Origin of the sequence: Trinickia sp. (assembly GCF_051961175.1) — a bacterium.
GTDB lineage: Bacteria > Pseudomonadota > Gammaproteobacteria > Burkholderiales > Burkholderiaceae > Trinickia.
Genome location: NZ_JBQCDN010000312.1, coordinates 1 through 3,425, shown reverse-complemented (window position 1 = coordinate 3,425; position 3,425 = coordinate 1). Strand labels below are relative to the sequence as shown.

The 3,425-nt window shown below is 63.4% G+C and carries 5 protein-coding genes and 1 riboswitch; all 5 genes read right to left on the bottom strand.

Annotation, left to right across the window (positions count from 1 at the left end):
- Nucleotides 1-95 precede the first annotated feature (95 nt).
- Genes ACTHL0_RS18805 through ACTHL0_RS18785 form a run of 5 tightly spaced genes read right to left on the bottom strand, consistent with a single transcriptional unit; the run spans nucleotide 96 to nucleotide 2,757 of the window.
- Nucleotides 96-731: a hypothetical protein gene (locus ACTHL0_RS18805; protein ID WP_440568356.1), complete on the bottom strand. Its 636-nt coding sequence runs from the start codon at nucleotides 729-731 to the stop codon at nucleotides 96-98.
- Nucleotides 732-735: 4 nt separating this feature from the next.
- Nucleotides 736-981, bottom strand: coding sequence for an acyl carrier protein (locus tag ACTHL0_RS18800; protein WP_440568355.1), 246 nt, complete (start codon nucleotides 979-981; stop codon nucleotides 736-738).
- A 3-nt stretch (nucleotides 982-984) separates the two neighbouring features.
- Complete coding sequence (locus ACTHL0_RS18795) at nucleotides 985-1,284, bottom strand: phosphopantetheine-binding protein (protein WP_440568353.1); 300 nt, start codon at nucleotides 1,282-1,284, stop codon at nucleotides 985-987.
- Entirely contained in the window at nucleotides 1,259-2,068 is an 810-nt protein-coding gene (locus ACTHL0_RS18790; protein ID WP_440568351.1) for a lysophospholipid acyltransferase family protein, read from the bottom strand. Before ACTHL0_RS18790 ends, ACTHL0_RS18795 begins: the two co-directional genes overlap by 26 nt.
- A complete protein-coding gene (locus ACTHL0_RS18785; protein WP_440568349.1) occupies nucleotides 2,065-2,757 on the bottom strand; it encodes a beta-ketoacyl synthase chain length factor in 693 nt (230 codons plus the stop codon). Before ACTHL0_RS18785 ends, ACTHL0_RS18790 begins: the two co-directional genes overlap by 4 nt.
- 403 nt (nucleotides 2,758-3,160) lie before the next feature.
- Nucleotides 3,161-3,425, top strand: a riboswitch (yybP-ykoY riboswitch).

The following is a 3,425-nucleotide window of genomic DNA, read 5'->3' as shown; positions in this document are numbered from 1 at the left end:
GCCGAACTCGCGCCCGGTCGCGCCCGCGCGGCACCCGGGGGTGGCCTGGGGGCGCGGGGCCCCGGGCAACGCGCGCAACGCGACGAATGAGGCGTTCAACGCGCTTTCTCCCGCAACACGAACGCATGACGCCATACGATTTCCGCGACGATCAACGCGCCGATCAATAGATAAGTGACGACGCCGTTATAGAGCGCCCACAAGGCGCGCGAGCCCCACACGGCACTGGCGGCGGAGACGGCGCCGTTCAACGCGAAGAACGCGCACCACAGCTGCGTGACATGCCGCGTGTAGCGCACAGTGCGTGCATCGAGATCGGGCCGGCGCAGACGCGCGAACTTTTCGATCATCGATGGCTTGCCCCCGCGCAGCGTCGCGCCGAATGCCACGAGCATGGCCGCATTGACGACGATCGGGTACGCGCGCAGTAACGCCTCGCTGTCGGTCACCGCGATAGCCGCAGACAAGCCGCTCATGACCAGCGCGGCCCCCCATTCGAGCCGCGTGAATCGGCTCAGCAGCGCACCGATGCTGCCGGCGCCGAGCCAGCGCTGGACCCAAAGCAGGACGAGCAAGGCAAGCCCGATATAGCGCGGCGAACCGATGCGCCAAAACGCCACGATGACGAGCGGATAGGCAAGCTTGAGCCCGACGCTCGCGACCGTGCGGGCCCGCCAGCAAGCCGCGTGGCGAGCTTCGTCAGGCGCCGCGCGCGTCGAAGCCGAGTGCATCGAATCAAGCCGCCAGCAGCGATTCGACGGCGGCGATGACGTCGCCGACCGTACGCACCGTTTTGAATTCTTCGGGCTTGATGCGGCGCCCCGTCATTTCCTGAAGCTTGATGGCCAGATCGACGGCGTCGATGCTATCGAGGTCGAGATCTTCGAACAGGTGCGCATCGGGCGTGACACGCTCGGGCTCGATCGCGAAGTTTTCGCTGAAAATAGCGCGGATGCGCTCGAGAATTTCGATATCGGTCACGGTTCACTCCCCTTGCGGTGCGGTGTTGCTGTCGGTATGCGCCGGCACCCGTTGGCTTTGGACGAATGCGGCAAGCGTGCTGATCGAGCGAAAGTGCTCACGGGTGCGCTCATCGTTGGCGGCGATCGTCAACGCATACTGCTTGCGCAGCACGATGCCGATTTCGAGCGCATCGATCGAATCGAGGCCGACGCCGTCCGTCTCGAACAGCGGCGCATCGTCGTCGATATCCTCGGGACGTAAATCTTCGAGATCGAGCGCCTCGATCAACAGCTGCTTAATTTCCAGTTTTAAAGAATCCATACGCAAACAAATGCTCGGTGATATGTGCTTGAACTGCCTTCGCGACGACGCGCGCAGCGGCGGCGTGTGGCGCATCGGGCGCGGCGATTCGCTGGAGCTCGAGCGACTCGAGCGCAACGATACGCATCCGGAACGGCCGGGGCGGGACGTGATACCAGCGCATGCGTTTCGTGAACGCCGGCGGATCGCAATCGATCAACACCGGGCGAATCGGAATGCCCGCCTGCAGCGCCATATGCGCGAACCCGCGCGAAAACGGATGGAGACGATCGTCGCCCGGGCTGCGCGTGCCCTCTGGAAAGATGATCATCGTGTAGCCGGCGGCCAATTGACGCGCACCGGCCTCGATCAGCTCGGATGGATCGGCGTTGCTGACGTATTGAGCCGCGCGCACGATGCCCCAGAAACACGGATTGCCCCAGTGCACGTTCTTTACGACGCAGCAGGCGCGAGGAACCAACGCAAGCAGCACCATGACATCGAGGTACGTCGGATGATTGGCGACGATGATGGCGGGCTCGCGTGCACTGAACGCCGCCCCCCCGCTCACATCCAGCCTCATGACGCCAACCCACTGGAGCAGCAATACCAGCGCGCGAAAAAATCGATGAATGACCGCGGCCACGACGCGCTGGCTCGACCGGCGATGGGGCCAGAGCCAGGCAATCGGAAACAGGAGCACGGAAAACAAGAGGCCGCACGTGCCGAAGGCAGTCAATGCCGCGCCCGTGGCGATCAGGCGCCAAATGCGCCCAATCCGCGCCTTCACCGGGATGCCGCTCATAGGGCACCGCATCCACGCAGCGACCACTGCCAGCGACGGCCGAGCCCCTGCCAAACCGCGTCGGCGCGCGCCGTCAATCCGTGCATCAATGCTTCGCCCTGGCTGGCATGCACAGGCACCGGTTCCGCCTCGAGCGCGGGCCCGGCCGTACATTCGAGCTGCGTCGGCGCGCCTTGCTCCAGCAAGATGGCCAGCGCGCCGGACGGCATGTCGTAATCGACGGCGCCATAACGCTCGTCCGCCGGCTCGTCGGCATAAACCATGAGGACCGGCGACGCGGGATCGGCGCTCAGTTGCGCATGCGCTTCGAGCAATGCGTAACCGAGCGTTTCGGCACCGGCGGAGATCGCGGTAGCAGGCGACCGATCGCCTCGCGCAATGCCATAGATACCCGTCATCGCGTTGAGGACGGAGAGGCTGAAGGCCGTGGGAGAAACAGGCTGATTGGCCGCGATGTCGTCGAGCATGCCGGTCGTCCGGCGCAATTCGCCGTGACGCGATGCAAAGACGAGACGCACCGGGCCAAGCTCGGCCGCACAATCGTGCGCCACCTTCAACGACATTTTGGAGAGCGTACTCAATCGTCGACGCACGAGCGGGTCGATGAAGCCGATATCGGGAGCGGCCGTCGCACCGGCCGGCCAACAGGACCACCGGGCAACTGGAAGGGTCCAGCGCAGGTCGAGCATTTCGTTGTTCGTTGTCGAATCAAAACCACTGGTTGCCCAGTGCAAAGAGGCGAACGACGAAAGCCTTACGGCACCCCCGCGTACCATACCCCGAGTTGTTGGTTAATGTTCTTTTTGATACCGGGGCACAACCATAACGAACGGCGAGGCCTCCGCCGAATGGCAAAGACCTTTCATTTATTTTTCGAATTCGTTACAGACGTCCCGGAAACCGTCGGGCGTGATAATACTGAAAATTTCATATCAAAAACAGCAATAAAGCTAGACGTGGCATTCTCGCGACGCTCGGATTCCGACATAGTTCGAGCCCCGTTTGCGGAACTGCATGGCACGGCACCGGGCGCATCGAGCACGAATCCGCAGGCTTATCCGGCTCCAATATCGGGCCGGATTGTGCTAGAATCCGCCCCTCATTGGGGAGTAGCCGCCCCGCCGCATCGTCTGCACGCCGGGAGATCGCATAGCCGATCGCCACATGGGTACGCTACCCGCTCGGCATCTCGCTCGCAGCATGCATGCACGGCGGGGGTGTCCGTCAACATACTTGGCTCATAGCGAGCCATGGCGGGCCCAGCCTTTGGCCTGGCGAGACCGATGATCCTCGCGCCGCCGCTTTCAGGGCCCGGCAGCGCCGAGGGTCGTCGCTCGTTCATTTCTTGGCCCGAGGA